Raw genomic sequence first — 22,743 nt, 5'->3', positions numbered from 1 at the left:
AACATTGCAGTGAAAATGCTTGACATTGCGCAAATAAGCATATATAATTAGTCCATAATCAAAATTTAAACGCATAAAAAAGCCCTCTAGCAATAGACGGGCTTTTTTGTTATGTGAAATATTTGCAAAATAGGATATTTGGCTAATTAAATTAATTTTGAATTTGAGTCGTTCGAAATAGGGTAATGCAAATATTTAGAGATTAATTAGGTAAATAATCAATAATATATTAAATTTTATTTGATAGTGTATTAATACTCTTAAATGATACCAAACATCTTAATTCATCAAGAAAACAAGATAATCTTTTGCGTATCAATCTTATTATTTACCTTTTATCGATTTCTACTTGCTACAACAGTAGCAATGATTTTGATGTAAATTAGTCTAATTGACATTATAAAAATGTTTATTGGTAAATATTTTATAATTTTGTCAATTTGTTATATGAAATTACTATTAAAAAAAGGAGGCGGCAACTATTTTTGATATTGCATGATTAGAAAATAGTAAAATATTAGGGATATTGGGTTCAATCGTTTATTACTCATTAAAATTAAATAATTTGTCTAATAATGACAAGATAAAGATTAAGAAATTCATAGTATTATGCATTATTTCTAATACATGTTCTTTTCAATAAAATTAACCTATCACATTGTTTTTATTAATTATCTTTCCTATTTTAAATAAACAAAATCAGCGGTTAAATTCAATTACCGTTGTTAACTTATATAAAGATTTATTATGCCTATAAAAGATCCTAACAACATTAATTGGTATGTTGTCATTTATTTAATGATTGTCACCTTATTGGGCTCATTAGCGAGTTATTGCTATCACGTGCTCAATGGCAACAAATTCAATGTCTGGGTGTTATTTGCACAAATATTTATTTCAATATTTGCCGGTCTATTGGTTGTACTGGGCGCAAGTTATTTCAACTGGGAATTTGAATTAGCAGGAGGCGTAGCTGGTCTAGCTGGTTGGTCTGGTGCAACCCTAATAAAAATACTCGAAGAAAAACTGTTAAAAAAAGCTAAAGGAGAATAACCGTGAAACTTACAGCAAACTTTAAATTAGAGGAATTTACTAACTCTCTATTAGCCAGCAGATTAAAGATAGATAATAGCGTGCCTACAGAGTTGATGCCTAATATTAAATTCACCGCTGCAAAGTTGGAATTAGTCAGACAAGCTTTAGGAAAGCCCATTATTATCACTTCTGGTTATCGTTGCCCTGCGCTAAATGCGCGTGTTGGTGGAGTCGCAACCAGTGCCCACACGCTAGGATTAGCCGTCGATTTTCATTCGTCTTTTGGTACACCTAAAGAAATTTGTCAACGATTAATCGATGCAAGAGTTGAATTTGATAAGCTTATTCAAGAACATAATCAATGGGTGCACATAAGTTTTAGTTCTACATCTAACCGTCAACAGGTGTTAACCGCGATAAAAAACAGTGGAAAAACAACATATGTAAATGGGTTAATCTAGTTACTACTCTTACTTTAACCTTATCAATTTTGCTCAGTGCTTAAATGAATTTTGTTAACAATAGATGTTGGTTATGTCTAGCAACTACAAAATTTTTTGAATGGAATCAATTAGTTTATTAATCAAGGGAAAGATAAGCCTGATACGCTGGTAAAACAAATAAGTATCGATATTTTACAAGACATCGTCTTCTACCCCCTTCGAATAACTCATCTCAAATTTCTTGAATTAGAAAATCATCAGACAGATTTTAGTCGACAATTTGAGTCCAATTGGCACGTATCATCTGATACTACAGAAGTAGAATTAGTTGATAAAGAAAATGTCAATTACATTGATTCTACTAACACTTCAAAATACTGCATGGCACAAATAAAAATATGTTTTGTGATGTGCAATTCATTTATATCACTAATCACATTCAAAATATTACTCGATTGGAATTTGATAATGTAAGACATACACCAAACAAAACGATCAGAAAAGCAATATTGAAAGCATAGATATATTCTAATAATAAACTTAGTAAAGAGGTAAAAATTGATTTTTGCCTATTTCGGCACGGCTTGAATCATATCTTGAAATAGTTGCAAAATAGGTACAATTATCCATTTTTGATAAAAATGTTACTATTCAACAGAACGATAATGCTTATTTAAGATCAACTTTATTACCAGCGATCACAACCTGTTTCGATTTGGACAGTGAATCAAGAGTTTATTAAGGTGTTTATCAGTACCAATCAATACGGGCAAATCAGATGCTTTGCGTATATGTGATGCGATTATTGCTCACTTCCCACTTAATTTAGAGTTAAAAAAAGACAATTTTGCGCTTTATATTAATTCTGTACCAAGTGCTTATCCTACTATAACGGATAAAACCACTTACACTATTCCCGTCAGTATGAATTATCTTGCTGACACTTTAATGTAATAAAATAAAGGAGTTAACACATGGGTTTTGCTTTACCTAATGGTGCACGAGTTTACGTGCAAAAATCAAAAGATGCTAAGCTTGATTTTAATCTAATTACTAACGATAAAGAGGCTGTCGTGACATTAAAAGCTGGGCATGGACTTAATGTTGATGACGAAGTTGTTATTGCTTCGTCATGGAATAAACTAAATAATGTTGTGGCACGAATTGTACGTGTTAATAATACCGATGTCACTTTAGGTAATATTAACACAAGTAATGTTAATGTATTCCCAGCTAACGAAGGCTTTGGTAGTCTTACTAAAATTACCGATTGGGAACGATTGCCACAAATTAAAGAAGTAGCCAGCGAGGGCGGTGAACAACAATTTGTACAAATTCAATTTTTAGAAGATGAAACAGAACGTCAATTACCGACGATAAAATCAGCTAAAACCAAAACTTTTACCATTGCTCATGATAGCTCATTACCGATTTATCCTTTACTACAAAGCTTAGATCAAACCAATGAAGTTGTGGCTATGAAAATGTATGTACCAAAAGCGAATGAAACACGTTATGACGCGGTGCGGGTTTCATTTGATCCAACACCAGAAACCACAATTAACGAAGTTGAAACAGTAAAAATTAGTACCACTGTTGAATCACCCGCTATTACATTTTATAAAGATAAATAAGGTGAATGGTCAATGGCAAAATTTAAATTAATTGCAGATCCCACTTTTAAATGCAAAGTGTTAATTGCTCGGCCTGGCCAAGAAGACGGATCAGTTGAGTTTACTTTCAAACATTATCCAGTCAATGAACTTGCTAAATTTGAAGATGAACTGAAAAATAATGGTGTTATTGATTTTATCATGAAAATTGTCGCTGGTTGGAGTTTAAATGATGAATTTAATCAAGACAATATGCAAATTTTATTAAATAACTATCCATCTGCTTCACAAGCAATTACAACAACTTACTATAAAGAATTATTTGGTCAACGCGAAAAAAACTAATTGAGCTTGTCACTGCGTTATATACGCCTGAACCTTCTCAAGATGAATTAGCTGCTTTTGGTTTGTCTGAGGATGATTATGATGGCGAATTTATAGAGATATGGCAGGATAATTTAGATTCATTTCGATTATTTAAAGCCATGTCAACGCAATGGCGTACAAGCATGAGTGGACTAATCGGGCTTGATTATAATTGCCTTCCTTGGGTGATGAAAGTGAATAATATTTTAGAAAGCGAAACGATTTTTCACGATATTCAACTAATGGAAAGCCAAGCCTTAAAAATAATTCATAAAACCAAATAACCGACGAAAGTCGGTTATCTAACACTTGTTATTTTTAATCTAAATAAGATAAGCGATAAGTCACATCTATTTATTCATAAATGAGCAATGGAAAAACGAATCGAAACGGATTTATTACCAATAAAAAATAGCATAATAAATTAATTTATTGATATTAAACAAATAAAGATTGTGATAACAAAATTGAAATAATCATATTAAAACAGCCTAGTGAAGGTGCGCAAACAAAAGTTATTGATTAATTTGCAATTTGTAAAATTGCAATAAACAATCAAATCTAAATTACAAATAGCAAAGTAAGCATACATAATAGAGCCATTAATGAATCAATCCATTTATTAGATTTATAGAAAATTAAGTTAGTTAAGGAAATAGAGATGAACAGAAATATTATTATTGCCGAATCAGATTTTGATAAGTTATATGCAAAATTAAGTCATATCACCGCTATATCTGAGTTATTAATTAGTGATATGGGCAATTCGCATTGGGCCGATGAGACTGTGCTAAATAGCATTTCAGCGATTTCAACCATATCAAATGAAATGCAAGATATAATAACCAAAAGACAAGAAATAAAGTAAGCACTATTATTGTTGGTAATAAATTCCTTAAATAATATTTAGCAACAGATTTAATTTAAGATTGGCTTCTCTATTTTAGTAGAACAACTTATTACTTAATAAACTCGCTTTGGCGGGTTTTTTTATGCCTGGAGAGTATTATGGCAGAACAAATTACATCGCTAACGTTAAAAATTAATGTTAAAAGCGTTACAGAAGTAAATAAAAAATTGGATGATTTTACGAAAAAAGCTGATGCAGCTACCGTAGCATCAGATAGATTCAGTAATGCACAGTTAATGATGAATAGTAAATTTTCTCAAATAACTAAAAGCATTGACTATAGTCGAATTAGTTTAAATGAGTATCAAAAAAGCTTAATTTTTAGCAGTAATACAACAAGAAGTTTAATAGAATTTAATGATAAATTATTTAAAAGCTTTAAAAATCAGATTGATAGTGTAAGAAATCTAACCTCAGCTTCGAAAGAGTTAAAAAATGCCAGAAAAGATCTTTCGGTAACAAACACAAATCAGAGCAAAGAAACCACTCCATCAGTCGGAAATAGTTTTGCTAATAAAATTAAAACCGAAATAGGTAAGTCATTTAATAACTTATTGACCACGATTAACCCAATAAATATTGGTATTTCTGCATTATCTAGTTTTTTAACAGGTTTAGTACCAAAATTATTCGAAACTGAATCAGCAACAGAAAAATTAGCCGCAGCACAAGATCGTTTAAATAAAGTATTGGACACAGATAAAAACACAGGATTTACTTTTTTATCTGATGAAATGATGAATTTACTTGGAAGAAATAGAGCGTTGGTTGAAGCCATGGTTAAATCAAGTAAAATAGATTTAGATACCATTATTTCAGTTATCAAACAACAATTGCATCATGATATAGAAAACGCGACAGATGGCTTAGTTGATCTGGTTAATTCAGCGAATTCAATGGGAATGAGAGCTGAAACAAATTTAAATTCAGTACTTAATAGTATAGATAAACTCAAATCCGGAAGCAAAATTGATTTGGATGAAATTGAAAATATTGAACTAAAAACAAAAAAATTAGCTGAATATTATGGAATGACTTATGAAGGCGCTAGAAGAGTATTAGAACAATTAGCTGATATAAGGTCTGAAACTGATTCAATCAAAGTAGAAGAAAAAATTAACAATTTAATAGAAGAACTAAGCCATCTTTACCTTACTTCCGAAAATAGTTCAAATAAATTCAAAATGTTGATTGATAGTTTGTTTGAAATTGAAAAAAAAGCGAACAATGCATCACTTAAACTAAAATCTTTAAAATTAATTACAAATTTAGAACAAGCACAAGATCCTAAAAAAAGCCCATTCTATCAATACGAAAGAATGATCATGAATCCACGTCAGCGTACAAAAGCTGAACTTGATGAAATGAATAGACTGGCAGATGCAGCTAATAAAATTTTTAAAAAAGATCAACCTGGTTATGTGACAGAAGATAAAAGAAACGCTGTAGCAGCTGCAATTGAAGCGAGTAATTCGAGCAGAGGAAATTCAACAACAAATTTATTACAAACATCCCAACAGCAAGAAATAAGTCTTAGAAATCAACTTCAAGAATTACAAGAGCAAAGTTTAGCAGTAGAAGCAATTACATCTGAACGTAGAAAATATCTGGATCTACAAAATCAAATTCAAGTATTAGAAAGCAGTAATAATAAAAAGAGACTTACTGAAGAAGAAAAATATGTTTTAGCGCACAAAGAAGCATTACTAACTCAGTATGCTAAAAATGCGGCTATTGGTGATGAGATTGCACAATACGAAGCAGCAGCCAAAGCTATTCAAAAAATGAAAGAATATACAGCAAATTTAACTGTTGAAGCGCAAATTAAACAAGCAACATTTGGTATGTCATCAAAAGATGCTGCAAGACAAGGTCAATTACAGCAACTTGATATAAATAAACAAAATGAGTTAGATAAAACAGCAGATCCAAGCCAGATAGAAAATTTAACAAAACAATATGATCAAGCTAAACAGACGTTACAAGAAAGTTGGCAGCAGGAAGATGCTAATCAAGGTAATTGGTTAATGGGGTTAAAAGTAGGACTTTTAGACTATGCCAACACTGCACAAGACGTATTTAGTGCAGCCAAAGGGTTTGCTCAAAATACAATTGGTTCTATGTCAGATATGATGACTCAATTAGTCACCACAGGAAAAGCAAACTTTAAAGATTTTGCGCGGACTATATTAACTAATCTCATTGAAATCATTAATAAATTAATACTTGCTAAAATTATTCAATCAGCAATGAGTTGGATGGGGTTTAGTGATGGTGGAGTAGGTAAAGCAACAGGTGGTCTCCAAAATGCATATAGTGGCGGTGAGATTCGCGGTTATGCAACCGGTGGTAATGTCGGATATGCACTTAAACCAGGTGGTTTTACCGGTCGAGGTAATAAATATCAACCTGCAGGAATTGTCCATAAGGGTGAGTTTGTTTTTACTAAAGAAGCAACAAAACGCATTGGCGTCGGTTCACTTTATGCTTTAATGAATGATAAAAAACAAGAGTATGCTAGCGGTGGATATGTAGATGTTGGTCAGGCTTCACCCATTGCTTTTACTCGTCAATCAAATCAATCAACAAGTGCTGTAAATGTATCGGCAAATATTGCTGTTAATATGTCATCAGAAAACAACTCAGCAACAACTACAACAAATAATATTGATGCAAAAGCTGTTGAGGCTCAAGTTGGTGCCGTTATACAGCAGCGCATGAATGAGATGATGAAAAAACTTGTTTCACCTGGTGGTGACTTATATAACGTGATGCATGCAAGGTAAGTGATTGGAGAGGTTATGGCAGTAGATAAATTTCAATGGAAAACAATGGGAAATCCAAAAGTTTCGGATCTATCCAATATTAATGAAATTAGTTTTGGTGATGGTTATACACAATTATCAAGTACGGGCATTAATAGTACTACAGAAGAGTGGCAATTGACTTATATGGGGCAACAAAGCGAAGTTAAACAAGTTCGCGCTTTTTTAAATTCTCATATTATCAAATCTTTCAAATGGACTAATCCCTATGGTGAAGAAAAGTTATACCGAGTCGTAAATAAATCTATCGAATCAGAATTTATGGGGGGAAATGTTATTTCACTATCATTCAAATTTATTCAGGCTTATGCACCATAAATTATTATTACCTATTCAATTAACCACCTTTAGGTGGTTTTTTTATGTCTGGAGAACATAAATGCCAATAACACAGGACTTACAAGCACTTGAAGGTAACGAGCTAATTCAACTTATTGAACTTGATGGAACAAAATTTGGATTAGATGAAGTCCTTCGCTTTCATGCGCATAATGTCTCATCAGAGGGTTGGGCCTCTTTTGTTGTTGATAATTTACCTTCTATTAAATGGCAAGGAAAAGAATACTTACCTTACCCTTACGAACTAAAAGGTCTTGAGTTAAGTAGCACAGGCGCCCAACCGACACCAACGTTATCAGTTGGCAATATTGAAGGAAAAGTGACAAGGCTTTGCTTGGATTATGCAGATTTAGTTCAAGCAAAAATCAAAATCCATACCACAATGGCTAAGTATCTGGATGCGGCCAATTGGATTAAAGGTAATCCAAATGCAGATCCAGCTCAAGAACGCGTACAACTATTTTATGTAAATAGTAAAAAAACAGAAACTAAAACTATGGTTGAGTTTGAGTTATGTTCACCTTTTGATATCCAAAATCTACAGCTACCAACAAGGCAAATTACCACTGTTTGCACTTGGTGTATGCGTGGCTGGTATCGAAGCGGTACTGGTTGTGATTATGCTGGTAATAAATATTTCACCCAAACTGGTGATCCAACGGATGATCCAGCAAAAGATGTATGTGGTGGACTTTTAAGAGATTGTAAAGCAAGGCATGGTAATGCTTCGCTTCCTTTCGGTGGTTTTCCAGCAGCTAATTTACAGAGTAAGTAATATGAGACAAAAATTATTAGATGCCATAAAAAATCATGCAGAGAGTCAATACCCAAATGAAGCCTGTGGATTGATTATTGATACGGGTAAATCACAAAAATATGTTCCTTGTCAGAATATTTCTGATAATCCTAAAGAACATTTTTTGATTGCTGCTGACGAACAGTTACAAGCCGAAAAGTTGGGCGAAATTATCATGATTATTCACTCTCATCCTGATGTTGTATCACTAGTTCCATCTGAATTTGACCGTATTCAATGTGATCATTCAGGTATTGAGTGGGGCATTATATCTGTACCCGATGGTGATTTTTGCACAATATCACCGCGCGTAAATCGAGATTATACCGGACGCCAATGGCTACTCGGGCATGCTGATTGTTGGTCACTGATTATGGATTATTATCAGCGAGAATATAATATTGATTTAAATAATTATTCGGTTCCAAGACAGTGGTGGGAAAGCGGAACAGAACATTTTTATGATGAAAATTGGCAAGCTGAAGGATTTGTTGCAGTCAACATCACTGAAATGCAAGTTGGCGATATCATCATGATGCGTATTGGTGCGCAAGTGACCAATCATGCTGCTATTTATGTTGGTGACAATCTTATTTTACATCATTTATACGGTCAATTATCGACTCGTACACCTTACGGTAAATATTTTCGAGATAGAACAGTTCGCATAGTACGACATAAGGAGTTATTTCATGCTCAGTAATTTAACACTAAAAGGTGCAATGGCTAAGCAGTTTGGTAAAAATCATCAATATGATGTACAAAATCTTAAAGAACTATTACGCGCACTATGTGCAACGATCAAAGGATTTGAAAAGTACATGTGTTCAGCACATTTAAAAGGTATTAAGTTCGCTTTTTTTGTTGATGGCAAAAATATTGGTATTGATGAGTTTGATATTAATGCGAATGGTAAAAACTATACGATTATGCCAGTCATACAAGGTGCAAAAAGTGGAGGCATGTTTCAAATTATTATTGGTGCAGTTGCATTAGTTGCAGCGTTTTGGACTGGTGGCGCCAGTTTAACTTTATTCGGTGCAACAATTGAAGCTGGAACAATTCTTGCGGGAATCGGGGTTAGTATGATGTTAGGGGGAATTGTGCAACTGTTGACTCCACAGCCTAAATTTAATGCAGGTAAATCATCGAGTGCCGAAAATAAACCCAATTATGGATTTGGTGGGCCAGTGAATACTAATGCTGTTGGCTATCCAGTGCCTGTTTTACTTGGTGAGCGTGAAATTGGTGGCGCGGTAATTAATGCCGGTATTTATTCAGAAGATCAACAGTAGGGGAGTTATGCAATTGATAGAAGGGCAAAAAGGCGGAAGTAAAAAACAACATACGCCATATGAACACCCAGATACTTTACTTTCAAATGCCAAACTTAAGGTATTATTGGCATTAAGTGAAGGTGAAATATGCGGTAATTTAACTGAACAAAATATTTTTATTGATAATACACCACTTGCTAATCCTGATGGCTCGCGAAACTTTAACGGTGTTTTTTGGGAGTTTCGTAACGGTTCACAAACACAAGACTACATTCAGGGTATTCCAGAAATTAGTAATGAACTGCGAGCTGGTTTTACAGTCAAAGCCGATAAACCGTGGGTGCGTGCATTTTCGAATTTAGATCTGGATGCAATTAGGATTAAATTAAGTTTACCAAATCATGTTAAATATCTCGATAATGGCGATACTTATGGCACTATTACACAATATGCAATTGATTTATCGATTGATGGTAGTCCTTTTATAACCGTTGTTAATGGGACTTTTTTTGGAAAAACAACATCCGAATATCAACGAGACCACCGGATTAATTTACCGAAAGCTGTCGATGGTTGGGCCATACGCGTTAGACGACTAACCCCTGATTCTAAATCGAATAAATTAATTGATGCATTTGGTGTTGCATCTTATGCTGAAGTGATCGATAGCAAATTACGTTATCCTAATACTGCATTATTATACGTAGAACTTGATGCAAGTCAGTTCAATGGCTCAATACCAAAAATTAGCTGTAAAGTTAAAGGTAAACTTATTCCTGTTCCCGATAATTATGATCCTGTATCAAGAACGTATTATGGTGTTTGGACAGGTGGCTTTAAAATGGCTTATACCAATAATCCCGCTTGGCTAGCTTATTACTTAATGCGCGATGAAATCACTGGAATGGGATTAAGAATTGATGCTAACATGCTTGATAAATGGACTATTTATCAACTGGGTCAGTATTGTGATCAGATGGTATCTGATGGACGAGGCGGTAAAGAACCACGTTTTGTTTGTAATGAATATATACAGAGTCAGGAAGATGCTTATACTGTTTTAAAAGATCTGGTGGCTTCATTTCGTGGCATATTATTTTGGGGTAATGATCAAATCTGTTTAACGGCGGATATGCCACAAGATGAACCTGATTTTATTTACCATCCCTCAAACGTTGTTGGAGATTTTACCTATTCAAGTGGTTCATATAAAAATCGCTATACATCATGTTTAGTGGCCTATTCAGATCCGGATAACCACTACTGTGACGATGTTGAACCCGTCTGGGATTATGACTTGATGCGTCGTTATGATGTTAATGTCATGAAGTTAACCGCTATAGGCTGTACATCGCAAGCCGAAGCCCAAAGGCGTGGCCGATGGGCTTTGCTTTCAAATGCGAAAGATGAAGTGGTTGCGTTTACTGTCGGATTAGATGGTTACATTCCTTTACCAGCTAGAATTATTGGTATCGCCGATCCCTCACGTTCAGGTAAAGAAAACGGCGGACGAATACAATCAGTTACCGGTCGAAAAATCACACTTGATAGGAAGATAGATTATCAAGCAGGAGATCGTTTAGTGATTAATTTGCCCGATGGTACCGCGCAAAGTCGAACGATTAGATCAATTAGTGAAGATCGGCAAACAATAACGGTGACTGCAAACTATAAAATAACACCTGTCGCTGGAGCGGTCTGGTGTATTGACAGTGATAATGTTGCTATTCAATATTTTCGGGTAACCTCGATATCTGCTGGCGAAAATGGTAAATTTAATATTACAGCAGTGCAACATGATCCGAATAAATTTAAATTTATTGATGAAGGCATTAGAATTGAGCCTAAGCCAATTACTGTGGTACCACCAACAGCGGTGTCACCGCCAAAAAATATTAGTGTTTTTGAAAGTAGCTATATCTCACAAGGGCTGTCTATTTCATGTTTAAATGCTCAGTGGGATGCCGTTGAAGGTGCAACAAATTATATTGCTCAGTGGCGAAAAGATAATTCATCTTGGAAAAATATTGGCAAAACTAATGGAACTAATTTTTCCATTGAAGGTGTATATTCTGGTACATATGATGTGCGTGTTCGCGCTGTTAATGCGCTTGATACATCATCACCTTGGGCATATTCACAATCAAAATTCATTAAAGGCAAAGTTGGAACACCTGAAAAACCTGTCGGCTTTAGCGCAAGTGATGATGTGATATTGGGTATAGATTTAACTTGGTCCTTTCCTAAAGGTGCGGGCGATACCAGCCATACTGAAATTCAATATTCCAACAATGAAAATGAAGAAGATGCAAGATTACTTTCTAATGTCAGTTATCCTAGTTGCAGCTATTCACAAATGGGACTTGCAATTGGTCAAACCTTTTTCTATCGTGCTCGTTTAGTTGATAAAATTGGTAATGTGAGTGATTGGACCGATTGGGTGCAAGGTATTTCTAGCACCAATACCAATGACTTAACCGATCACATTTTTGAGGAAATAAAAGAGACTGACGCATGGAACTCATTAGTTGAACAAACAAATAATAACACCAGCTCAATCACAGACCATACTACTATGCTGGCTGAAAATACACGTTTATCAATCGAAAATGCTAAGTCCATTATTGAAAACGCTTTAGCAAATGATGTTGATTCTCAAAGGTGGCGAAAAGAAATCGGTAATGCTCATGCTGAAATAAAAGAAACGAAAGCTTTGGTTGTAAATGAAAGTGAAGCAACCGCAGTTAAATTGACCGAAATCTCATCAAATTTAAATGGCGCGAACGCTTCTATCAATGAACTTAAACAAACGACTGTAAAACAAGGTGAATCGATTGAGTCTCAAAGTAACATTCTAACGCAATTATCATCATCAATAGATAGTGTAAATAATAGTGTTAAAAATAATGCAACAGCTATTAATCAAATGGATACAAAAGTTACCCAGCAAGGTAATGTAATTACTTCACAGGCTAATAGTATTAGCTCAATTAATACCCATATTGGTAATGTGTCTGCGCAAGTTAATGATGTGTCAAAAGCCATCCAAGACACCAACGGTAAATTATCTGCCTACCGCACAATGAGAGTGGAGATCGATAATAATGGTAGGCAGTATGTTGCAGGGATGACTATGGGCGTTGAAAATACCTCAGCAGGTATGCAATCAAATGTTATCTTCTTGCAAGACCGATTTTCAATTATGAACCATGCCAACGGTAACCCTCAAATGGTATTCACCACACAGGGCAATCAGGTAGTTATTAATGATGCAGTAATCGGTAATGGAACGATTACTAATGCAAAAATTAGAGATGCGTCAATTGATAGTGCAAAAATTGGTAATATCATTCAATCTGATAATTACCAATACGGAGTTTCTGGTTGGCAATTATTAAAAAACGAAGGGAAACTCACTGCGGTAAATGCCGATATAACAGGAAAGTTAAAGGCAACCTCAGGGGAGTTGAATAATGTTGTAATTAATGAAAACTGTAACATAAAAGGTGTTCTCAATGTTAATCAAATTAAAGGAAATATTGTTTCTGCTAAATTTTTCCAAAAAAAAGTTGGTTTGTACGAGCGTAATCCGAACGAAAATGAATTCGTTATGAGTATTGAAGGTAATGGATTACCGCAAACTTTAGCATTTCTTGGTGACATTAAAATTAATGTATACGACCAATTTTCCAGACCCCAAAATTATATCAGAGGTAATATCCGATTATTATTTAATAACCAATACCCATTTAGTTTAAATGAATTTTATCGTGATGGAAAAATTGAAAATTTATGCCTATCAATTCCTCCGTTTAGTTTAGGTGAACGGATCGATGTATCAGTAACAGTCAATAAACCAGATCAAGGAACATTCACATATATTTTTGGCTTTAATTCAGTGGTGTTGCTGACAAATAACTCTAGCGGGTTTATTGATTAACTAACAAAAATTATTAGATTTTTATATTCAAATTTCGAGGAATACTATGTCTTGGTACAAAACAGGTACAATCAATGTAACAAAAGGCAGTAACATCGTGACAGGGATTGGCACTAAATGGGCTAATCAGTTGTTGGGTATTTCTGCTGGTAGAATGTTATTGCTACAATCATCTAATCAAATTGAAATTTATGAGATAGCATCCGTACAGTCTGATACGCAATTAACGTTGGCAGATGATTATGGTGGAGAAAGTAAAACAGGGGTAATATATCAAATCCCTACATCACCAACTGTTTCAATTGAAAGTTTAGCATTACGTATTTCTGAAATGCTAAATTATTATCAAACACAACTTAATGCTTGGCAGACAATATTAACGGGTGATGGTAAAGTTACATTGACAGCACCTGATGGAAGCGTTGTTACAATAATTTCGCAATACTCTATTCAACAAGAACTTATTAAGCTTATTGAAGAAAGTAAAGTTTATGTTAGTGAGTCAGCAAAAAATGCAAGCAGCGCCCAAAAGGCAAGCACATCAGCAACAGATAGCGCAAATACAGCCAAAACAAGTGCTGATTCAGCTAATAAATCAGCAGCAGCAGCGAGCGTATCAGCTAAAAACGCTAGCGATAGCGCTAATTTAATTAAAACATCCGAAACTAATGCTAAAACATCAGCGAATGCAGCGGCTAAATCAGCATCAGATGCAAAGCAATGGGCTTCAACAGTAGATACATCGACATTTGTGAAAAAAACCGGAGATACCGTTACAGGTCAACTTACCTTTGAATACAAAGCGTGCGGTATCAAATTCAATTATGAAAATCCTGATAATGTAACAGTAATTCGCCCAACTGGAGACAATTTCTCATTTTATTTTTATGATGCAGGAAAAAAAGATTGGTTTACAAAGCTTAGGTATACAAAAGATGGAAACGCGTGGAGATTTGAAAATATTGATGATGTTGCAATTAATGGTAAATCCGCATTAAAAGTAGGCGACTATGGTATCGGCGGTCAAACGGGTGCTACTGTCAACAATTTTGATGAACGCTTGGTAGGAGGGTTTTATCAATGTAGGACATCCAATTTTCCTAATTTGCCACTTAACGGTAGGGATGATTCGGCAACATTACTTGCGTATCCTAGTAACAGCGAGCATTGGAAAGTCGAACAATTAGCTGTAGTTAATAACAAGATTCCTCGCATTTATTATCGCACAGATTCAAAAGATGATGGTAAGCAAAATTGGTATGAGGCAATAACGACGGCGAATGCTTCTGCCGATATTGTGGGAGCTATTCCAGCGGTTAAAACAGTTGTTAATAATACACCTACTTATATGATAGGTAGCCATGTGGTATTTAAAGATGCTATTGGTGACCAACGTTTAATGCCATTTCGACGTGATGAATTGCCATTTGGATGGTATTTTCGTAATGGCGATAATTACTTATTAAGTTCACCGCAAGGCAAGGTTTTAAATGGTTTATCTGCCAATTATAAAAACGACCATCGCATTACGATTAAAACTATAAATGGACAACAATATATTAATGTGCCAACGGCATTTTCTGCCGATGGGCGTGGTTTTTTTGAGCGAGCCGCTGATGGAGCTAGCCGACAAGTAGGTAGTGTTGAAGATGATGCTATCAGAGAAATTTGGGGACATTTCGACACTGGTGTTGTAACTAATCATTATAAATACGCACAAGGTGTATTTTCTGGGGGGGATGCAGTGAATCCAGAAAATGGTGGTGCATTTGCAAGTATGCAAGCCAAGACATACGGATATAATTTCAATGCATCACGAGTAGTACCAACAGCAAATGAAAATCGCCCACTTAACATTGGTATGACACCTGTAATTTACCTTGGAGTTTGATATGATTAATTATTATTATGATAATACAGCTGAACTAAAACCGTACACACATCAATTAGAGGCTAACGACGACACAATGCCACCTGACAATGCATTACGGATTGCTCCTGAGTTTAAAGATGGGTATTGTCCGTGTGAGCAAGATGGTAAATGGGTTTTAGTCAAAGATAACCGCGAAAAAACAGCCTTTAATATTGAAACAAAAGACGCTGTTAAAATTGACTACCTTGGTGAACTTAAAGCAGGGTTTACGTTACTTGAGCCATTCGAATTTTGTAAATGGAACGGGAAAAAATGGGTAAAAGATAAAGTGGCCGAAAATAACGCTACCATTGAACAAAATCAAGTTATGAAAAATTCACTAATAAATCAAGCTAACGAAAAAATAGCTATTTTGCAAGATATTATCGATCTAGATATGCAAGAATCTAATGAAGAGGAACAGCTAAAACAATGGAAAAAATATCGCATATTATTAACTCGCATTGATGTATCTGATACGAATATTTCCTTTCCAACTAAGCCCGAATAAATTAAACAAACACTACCAATTTTTTTCCATTCATCTTATCCATCCTTTTCTATAATTAAGCAGATAAGCTTTCTTTTAGATTACTCCTATAAATTATCTCGCTTTATTCATCCATATTTTGATGATAAACAATTGTTTGTAAGTGTCAGGGCATCATTCCTTTCAAAATTGGTAGTGTATTATTTGTTATCATTCATTTTTACACTTAAAATTCTCTACTACACTAACAGAATAATTATTAATTGATTTACTTGATCTCAATTGAGTCTCTATTTATCGATGTTTTGAATAACGTTACTTGTTTTTGTGATTAATTTTGTCACTTTGTTATTAAAATAAAAGTCATCGTTATTGCAGCAACTTTATTCAATCTGTTTTACAAATTTGCTGATGAATTAGGCAAGTTAGCGTTAAATTTAAACCTATATTTCAAGTGACACTCCCTTATTTAATCGATAAAATAGCCGATATTTATCCAAAATTAAATAATGATAAGAGTAAATAGGAATGGCAAAGCAAATCAAAATAATCAAGTGCCCAAATTGTGGTAGCATACAAAAAACTGAAATTAAACCCGATCATTATCGTTGTGAAAATTGTCATACTGAATATTTTTTAGATAGTGATGATATTAATGTTAATGTCACTTATGATAATAAACAAACTAATTTAGATAATGAGTATTTTGGTGATTTTAAATTAAAAATAATTGTTATTCTAGGCTGTATCGTGGTTGGTTGCGTTTGTGTTGGTTTGCTCAATATGTTTTTTAAATCGAAGCCTTCTTATGATGCCCCAGCCGCAACTACGCAAATACAACAAAATCAGACTACAACCACTAAATCAGTGTCGGCCAATCCGCAAATTGCGCAAAGTAGTGGTACATTGCGTGTTAATTATAATTTTTGCTCATTAGTTTTAGTCGATAATAAACCTTTTGTGATAGGAATCATTAATCGTTCCAATGGTTTACCCTATGAACAAAAGTATTATTTTACTGTGTATGATTTGCTTTCCGAAAAAATTGTGCAAGAAAGCCCAATTGCTAATGTGAAATTTGATAAGTTTGGTAAAGTTAATTGGACTTCATATGACTTTACTAAAGATAAAACCTATCTAGTTGCAAGCAAACGCACTGTTTTTTTACTTGATAAAAGGAATTTTACCCTAACTGATGTGACATCTTCGTTATTGCAAAATTACCCTCAATTTAATAAAGGCATTGCCTCAGTCAATATCACGACCGCACAAGGCGCCGTTGGTCACGTTTTACATATACTGACTGATGATGGGCAAAAGATCTATTATTTCCCTTTGCAGGATAAAGCTTTTGTTGATAATAATGATTTTTATATGACAATTAAAGATTTTGAGCGGAGTGCAGATGATACCAGTAAACACACTGCTTTTAGCTTTGCCAATAATTATGGTGAGGATTTTAAGTTAATTAAATTTACTTTTATTAGTCCTGATGGTAAAAGCCATTACACTTTTACATCAGCTAAAGTTGGTAATCAAAATACTGATGGTTCAGGCAAGTTTACTGATGCGGCAAACGCCTATAATTACAGTCTTCCTTATTACGATAATCCAAAATATCAACTGGTTTCTCATCAAAACCTTACTCCGGATAGACTTTATTTTAATCCTGAAATTATCTATTTTGACGATAATACATTAATTATAAAAACCAGAACTAGTGCAAGTCCCGATTCAAATTATAATTATCAACGATTGGATATTAATAACGGTAAAGTGATTTGGACATTATCAAGTGATGATATCACCATAAAAGAGATCATGCCTTTTAATGATGGATTTATCATTAAACAGAGTTGCGATAAGTATGCGCAAATAGCTTCTGATGGTACTATCATTAAAAAACTAACTTTAGTAAATGAAAAATAATAAGTATGACTAGTATAAGGAATATGATATGGGATTAGGCAACTTTTTTAAAAGACAACTAAAAACAGTAATAGAGTGGAAAAACCAAGAGCAAAATGTTTTATTTTATGAGTTTCCAACGCCAACTAATGAAGTAAAAAATGCCAGTAAATTAATTATCAATCCAGGACAAGGCTGCATTTTAGTTTATAAGGGTGAAGTGATCGATGTGATGACTAAATCGGGTATTTATGAACTTTCTACATCCAATCATCCTTTCATTACTAATTTAGTTAAAATACTGCAAAGCTTGGAAAGCGAACACAAAATGTATGTGTATTTTTTCCGTTTAGCAAGTTTGGTTAATCAAAAATGGGGCACATCAACGCCGATAAAATATATTGATAGTGTATATCAATTTCCAATTGAACTTGGTGCTTATGGAACCTATGCAATTAAAATTGAACAAGCTCAGCATTTTTTTACCGAAGTAGTAGGCAGTAAATCAGTTTATACCGCAAACGATCTGAGTCAATTAATGATTTCGCGTATCATTCCAACTATCACCTCACAATTAGCAACAGAAAGTTATTCTTATCAAAATATTGATTCACAATTAGTTAAATTATCGGACCAAATTAAACAGAGTTTGCAATCTATCTTTGGCAAATTAGGTCTTTTGTTAGAGGATTTTCAAATTGAGTCCGCCACATTTAGTGAAGAGACTTTAGAGCGCATTAGTAAAATAGCTAATTCAAGAACGGATGCATTATCTGCCAAAGAGGTCGGTTTAGATTATGTCGAGCATGAAAAACTCAAAGCATTACGCGATGCAGCTCAAAATGAAGGTGGACTGGCTGGTGCAGGTTTACAACTTGGTGCAGGTTTAGATTTAGCAAAATCGTTTGATTTAAATAAAAATAATGCCACAAATACCGCAGCGACGGCTAATAACGAACAAATTATTAACCAATTAAAACAGCTCAAACAACTGGTTGATGAAGGTATCTTGACTCAAGAGGAATTTAACGCGAAAAAGGCACAGTTATTGGATAAGCTGTAAACTAATATACTAATTACTAAAACTAGCATTTAATTTACCAATCATTTATGACTAAAATTTAATGATAAGAATATGCATTGGCCACTGGTTACTATTACACTAATCAGTGGTCAATTTATAAATAAGTGGTACTTAACGCATTGTTATTGCTTGCTATTTAAACAAGTAGTAATAATGATCGTTATAAATCGTGATGTTGATAATAGGCTCAGAATTTAAATTAAGAAATATTAGTCATTTATGCTTATTTAGCTGTAATAAATTTTATAACTCAATTACAATTTTTTGTATCATAAAGCTATAAGTTCATCTAGCTATATCGTTGTTTAACAGTGGTCTAATTTGACATAAATAGGTAATATCAAAAATAGTATATTTACTTTTGATATTACCTTGCATTGTGATCTATTTGGCAATAATTTCAAAATACTTGAATTTACCTTTACCACTTATTGCTTGTTTTGCTTCGCTGGCAGCAAAAATACCTACTTTCGCGCCAACCCATTTGCCTTTGCCTGCCGCAAAATCACGGCTGATCTTTTGCCACACTTTATTGGTATCTTGATAATAAAATTTGCAAATACCGTTTAATCCGACCTCAACTTTTAATTGGCAATTCGGTGAATCCAGTTCAGTAATTATTTCTTTATTTTCATCAACTATCCCAGCATCTTTCATCCAACCATATCGATAACATAAAAAATAGTGATGATTTTTATAACAAAGGGTTAGGGCCGCATAACGTTCGCCATAAATGATCAAACCTGCAAAATCACCCGAATTGTTTGTATTGAGCTCTAATGCAGTTTCAGCAGTAAATTGCCATGACGAAAATTTTTGTAATAACAAATTAGGAGCAAAATAGAGTGTTTGTTGTTTGTTATGTATTGGTAGTGGGTAACAATTTAACGTTAAGCCATCGCTCTGTTCTGCAAGCCAATTTTTTTGAGGATTGGCTTGCCATTGCCACTGTAAACCGATCTTGCCTTGCTTGAAGTCATCGCTCGTTTGCATGGTATAATCATCTGAATTACAAGTGGTTAATGGTTTTGGATATGACACAACAGGTTGACCGCAGTTATCATCGATGGCGGTTCCGATTCTTGGCCAATCATCATCACCCCAGTGCATTGGTTGTAGATGTACGATTCGTCCATATAAATTGGCATCCTGAAAGTGTACAAACCAGCATTGATTATTATCAAGTTCAACCCAGCCGCCTTGATGGGGACCGTTAATAGTGGTATTACCTTGAAATAAGACATTACGAGCAGTCCAAGGCCCCTCTAAGTGTTGGCTACGTAATACGGTTTGCCAACCGGTTTCAACGCCGCCAGCTGGCGCAAAAATATAGTACCAACCGTTTCTTTTATAGAGTTTTGGACCCTCAAGTGTTGGTAAGTCGGCTGTGCCATCATAAATAATTCTTCCATCGTCAATTAAAGCCGTGCCATCATTACTCATACGAAACAGCTGTAATTTATGCTTGATGCCAGAACGGCTTTGTGCAAAAGCATGAACTAACCAGGCTTGACCATCATCATCCCAAAATGGACAAGGATCTATCCAACCTAATGCGGGTTTTACGCAATGTGGTTTACTCCATTGCCCCCATGGGTTATGCGTATTACACATAAATATTCCTTCATCGGGCGTACTAAAAAATACCCAAAATTTTTGGTCATGATATCGAATAGATGGCGCCCAAACGCCTTTCCCTGGTTGCACACAATCATAACCCGGTAAATCAAGAGACGAAAATACATGATTTATAATTTGCCAATTCACTAAATCTTTAGAATGCAAAATCGGCAGTGCTGGCATATGATTAAAGCTAGATGAAACCATGAAAAAATCGTCTTTGACTCTGACAATATCTGGATCTGAATAATCAGCACAGATAATGGGATTGTTATAATAATCAAAACGCATATAATTACCTTTTACATTACGTTATTAACGTAACTTTTATCCTAGTTATTGTTTTCAATATTTTTTTGTTTGGCAAGTAAATCTTGTTGAATTTTTTCCATCATTTTGTCATCTAATTTATAAAAACGCATAAGCCACCAAAGTAACAAATATGAAAACGCAGGTCCTATAGTTAACAGCCCAATAATGCCCATCGTTGCAAGTGGCGTTTGCACATCCACACCAGCTTGATAACCCAATAAGCCTAAGCAAATACCAACCAATGCGCCCGCTATTGCCATACCCAATTTAAGTGCAAATAAGTTTCCAGAAAATGACAAGCCTGTAGCGCGTCGACCAAATTTCCATTCACCATAATCGGCTGCATTCGCCATCATATTCCATTTGAAGGGTTGATACATTGAATGGAAAAAACCGATTAAAAAATAAAGAGGGAATACTACAGCTAACCAAACTGGTGGAATAAAAAACATAATGACGCCAATTGCAAACAAAATTAAATTAATATTTTTAAATAATTGAATCGCGGTAAAACGTTTAGCAAAATATCCAGCAGCCATTGCACCTAAAATAGTGCCAATTACTGAGGTTGACACAAAAGCTGATTTCATCGCTGTTCCCGCTGCCGAGCTAATACCGCCCATCATTAAATAAGTTGCATAATAGAGTGTTGCTGAGCTACGCATCACCCCAGCCATGCTAGAAAAAAACGTAATAATAGCAACAATGCACCACTGATCGTTAGCTAGCAGACATTTTAAATCTTTTTTTATGCTGACATTTTTATCTTCAATGGGTGTTACGCGTTCTTTAGTGGTTGCAAAACAAAACACTAACATCGCAATAGCAATAATGCCCATTACTGCCATTGTCATTTGAAAGCCGAGTTGTTTATTCTCTTTACCAAACCAATCCACCAAAAATAGAGTACCGATTGACACCATTAGTCCAGCTGCTGATGAGATGGTAAAACGAAATGATTGTGCAGAAAGACGATCTTTTTCATCACGCGTAATGACCCCTCCTAGTGCACAATAAGGGATGTTAATAAAGGTATAGCATAGCATCAACAACGCATAAGTAATGTAGGCATATAAGAGTTTACCAGAGTAACCAAAATCAGGTGTAGTATAGGTCATGACTGCAAGCACAGCATAGGGAATGGCAAACCAAATTAACCAAGGTCGAAATCTTCCCCAGCGAGTTTTAGTTCTATCGGCTACCATACCGGTAATAGGATCGATAATGGCATCAAAAATTCGTGTTGCTAAAAACATGATTCCGACTGCGGCAGCTGATAGTCCATAAATATCGGTATAAAAGTAGGTCAAAAACATGGTGACTGATGAATAAACAATTCCACATGCTGCATCACCCATTCCAAAGCCTATTTTTTCCATGACTGATAATCTTTTATTATCCATCATCATCTCCTTATAATTATATATAAACACACTGTTTTCTAAACAGTTTTTAAGCATATTTGTTTCTATTTCGAATTATTGAAAATAAACAACGATGGATTGAGTGTATAAAATTCATTATCAAAACAATATTATGATTTTGCGTACTGAAATTACGATATATGGTTAATGTGATAAATATCACAAATTTTATTGTGATATTTAATTATCTAACCAATGATAAAAAGTAAATCTATGGAAAGTCATCTAATAAACAATTTGGTAATCAAAGGAATAATCGCACTTTTTTAACGCTATCAATCCTTGAAAATGAGTTATTACAAAAGTTAATTATTATAAATTTATGCTATTACAATTTTGGGGCATTATATTAATGTAGAAAAGTTTAGCTGTAACGATGCCTTGTGATTTAAAGTTAACCAATTCAATTGTTTAGGTAAATTACTTTCAAATTAACAAACAACCAAAAA

The 22,743-nt window shown here is 34.3% G+C and carries 19 protein-coding genes; 17 read left to right on the top strand and 2 right to left on the bottom strand.

Annotated elements, in window-relative coordinates; translation table 11 throughout:
- The first annotated feature begins 747 nt into the window (after nt 1-747).
- The 17 genes from J3U56_RS06825 to J3U56_RS06745 all read left to right on the top strand — a co-directional run bounded on the left by J3U56_RS06825 (nt 748) and on the right by J3U56_RS06745 (nt 18,917).
- Nucleotides 748-1,053 (top strand): phage holin family protein, encoded by a 306-nt coding sequence (locus J3U56_RS06825; RefSeq protein WP_267334192.1) that lies wholly within the window; start codon nt 748-750, stop codon nt 1,051-1,053.
- Between the two features lie 2 nt (nt 1,054-1,055).
- Nucleotides 1,056-1,496, top strand: a complete 441-nt coding sequence (locus J3U56_RS06820) for a D-Ala-D-Ala carboxypeptidase family metallohydrolase (RefSeq protein WP_267367164.1) — start codon at nt 1,056-1,058, stop codon at nt 1,494-1,496.
- 708 nt (nt 1,497-2,204) lie between these two features.
- The gene (locus J3U56_RS06815) at nt 2,205-2,432 is read left to right on the top strand and encodes a phage tail terminator-like protein (RefSeq protein WP_323849457.1); all 228 of its coding nucleotides are present in this window, start codon (nt 2,205-2,207) and stop codon (nt 2,430-2,432) included.
- 20 nt (nt 2,433-2,452) lie between these two features.
- On the top strand, nt 2,453-3,112 hold the full coding sequence (locus J3U56_RS06810; RefSeq protein WP_267334194.1) for a phage tail protein: 660 nt from the start codon (nt 2,453-2,455) through the stop codon (nt 3,110-3,112).
- Nucleotides 3,113-3,124: 12 nt separating this feature from the next.
- Nucleotides 3,125-3,436 (top strand): phage tail assembly chaperone, encoded by a 312-nt coding sequence (locus J3U56_RS06805; RefSeq protein ID WP_267334195.1) that lies wholly within the window; start codon nt 3,125-3,127, stop codon nt 3,434-3,436.
- Between the two features lie 62 nt (nt 3,437-3,498).
- The gene (locus tag J3U56_RS06800) at nt 3,499-3,741 is read left to right on the top strand and encodes a DUF1799 domain-containing protein (RefSeq protein ID WP_065798292.1); all 243 of its coding nucleotides are present in this window, start codon (nt 3,499-3,501) and stop codon (nt 3,739-3,741) included.
- Between the two features lie 377 nt (nt 3,742-4,118).
- Nucleotides 4,119-4,325: a hypothetical protein gene (locus J3U56_RS06795; RefSeq protein WP_065798291.1), complete on the top strand. Its 207-nt coding sequence runs from the start codon at nt 4,119-4,121 to the stop codon at nt 4,323-4,325.
- A 140-nt stretch (nt 4,326-4,465) separates the two neighbouring features.
- Nucleotides 4,466-7,153: a phage tail tape measure protein gene (locus J3U56_RS06790; protein ID WP_267367162.1), complete on the top strand. Its 2,688-nt coding sequence runs from the start codon at nt 4,466-4,468 to the stop codon at nt 7,151-7,153.
- Between the two features lie 15 nt (nt 7,154-7,168).
- A complete protein-coding gene (locus tag J3U56_RS06785) occupies nt 7,169-7,510 on the top strand; it encodes a phage tail protein (RefSeq protein WP_065634665.1) in 342 nt (113 codons plus the stop codon).
- Nucleotides 7,511-7,571: 61 nt separating this feature from the next.
- Nucleotides 7,572-8,306, top strand: a complete 735-nt coding sequence (locus J3U56_RS06780; protein ID WP_267367161.1) for a phage minor tail protein L — start codon at nt 7,572-7,574, stop codon at nt 8,304-8,306.
- A 1-nt stretch (nt 8,307) separates the two neighbouring features.
- The gene (locus J3U56_RS06775; protein WP_267367160.1) at nt 8,308-9,030 is read left to right on the top strand and encodes a C40 family peptidase; all 723 of its coding nucleotides are present in this window, start codon (nt 8,308-8,310) and stop codon (nt 9,028-9,030) included.
- Nucleotides 9,020-9,622, top strand: coding sequence for a tail assembly protein (locus J3U56_RS06770; RefSeq protein WP_267367159.1), 603 nt, complete (start codon nt 9,020-9,022; stop codon nt 9,620-9,622). Before J3U56_RS06775 ends, J3U56_RS06770 begins: the two co-directional genes overlap by 11 nt.
- 7 nt (nt 9,623-9,629) lie before the next feature.
- Nucleotides 9,630-13,544, top strand: coding sequence for a phage tail tip fiber protein (locus J3U56_RS06765; RefSeq protein WP_267367158.1), 3,915 nt, complete (start codon nt 9,630-9,632; stop codon nt 13,542-13,544).
- Between the two features lie 46 nt (nt 13,545-13,590).
- Nucleotides 13,591-15,435, top strand: a complete 1,845-nt coding sequence (locus J3U56_RS06760) for a hypothetical protein (RefSeq protein ID WP_267367157.1) — start codon at nt 13,591-13,593, stop codon at nt 15,433-15,435.
- A gap of 1 nt (nt 15,436) precedes the next feature.
- Complete coding sequence (locus J3U56_RS06755; protein ID WP_267367155.1) at nt 15,437-15,967, top strand: tail fiber assembly protein; 531 nt, start codon at nt 15,437-15,439, stop codon at nt 15,965-15,967.
- A 507-nt stretch (nt 15,968-16,474) separates the two neighbouring features.
- Nucleotides 16,475-17,875: a hypothetical protein gene (locus J3U56_RS06750; RefSeq protein ID WP_267367154.1), complete on the top strand. Its 1,401-nt coding sequence runs from the start codon at nt 16,475-16,477 to the stop codon at nt 17,873-17,875.
- 28 nt (nt 17,876-17,903) lie between these two features.
- Nucleotides 17,904-18,917 (top strand): SPFH domain-containing protein, encoded by a 1,014-nt coding sequence (locus J3U56_RS06745; protein ID WP_267367153.1) that lies wholly within the window; start codon nt 17,904-17,906, stop codon nt 18,915-18,917.
- Between the two features lie 405 nt (nt 18,918-19,322).
- Here the strand turns inward: J3U56_RS06745 and J3U56_RS06740 are convergent, their stop codons facing one another.
- Both J3U56_RS06740 and J3U56_RS06735 read right to left on the bottom strand, forming a co-directional pair.
- Nucleotides 19,323-20,849, bottom strand: a complete 1,527-nt coding sequence (locus J3U56_RS06740) for a glycoside hydrolase 43 family protein (RefSeq protein ID WP_267367152.1) — start codon at nt 20,847-20,849, stop codon at nt 19,323-19,325.
- 41 nt (nt 20,850-20,890) lie between these two features.
- Complete coding sequence (locus J3U56_RS06735) at nt 20,891-22,276, bottom strand: glycoside-pentoside-hexuronide (GPH):cation symporter (RefSeq protein ID WP_416379606.1); 1,386 nt, start codon at nt 22,274-22,276, stop codon at nt 20,891-20,893.
- Nucleotides 22,277-22,743 lie beyond the last annotated feature (467 nt).

The sequence above is a fragment of the Gilliamella sp. B2824 genome, from assembly GCF_026536245.1.
Lineage (GTDB): Bacteria > Pseudomonadota > Gammaproteobacteria > Enterobacterales > Orbaceae > Gilliamella.
Note: the sequence above shows the minus strand (reverse complement) of the source record. Positions and strands in the feature narration are given on the sequence as shown.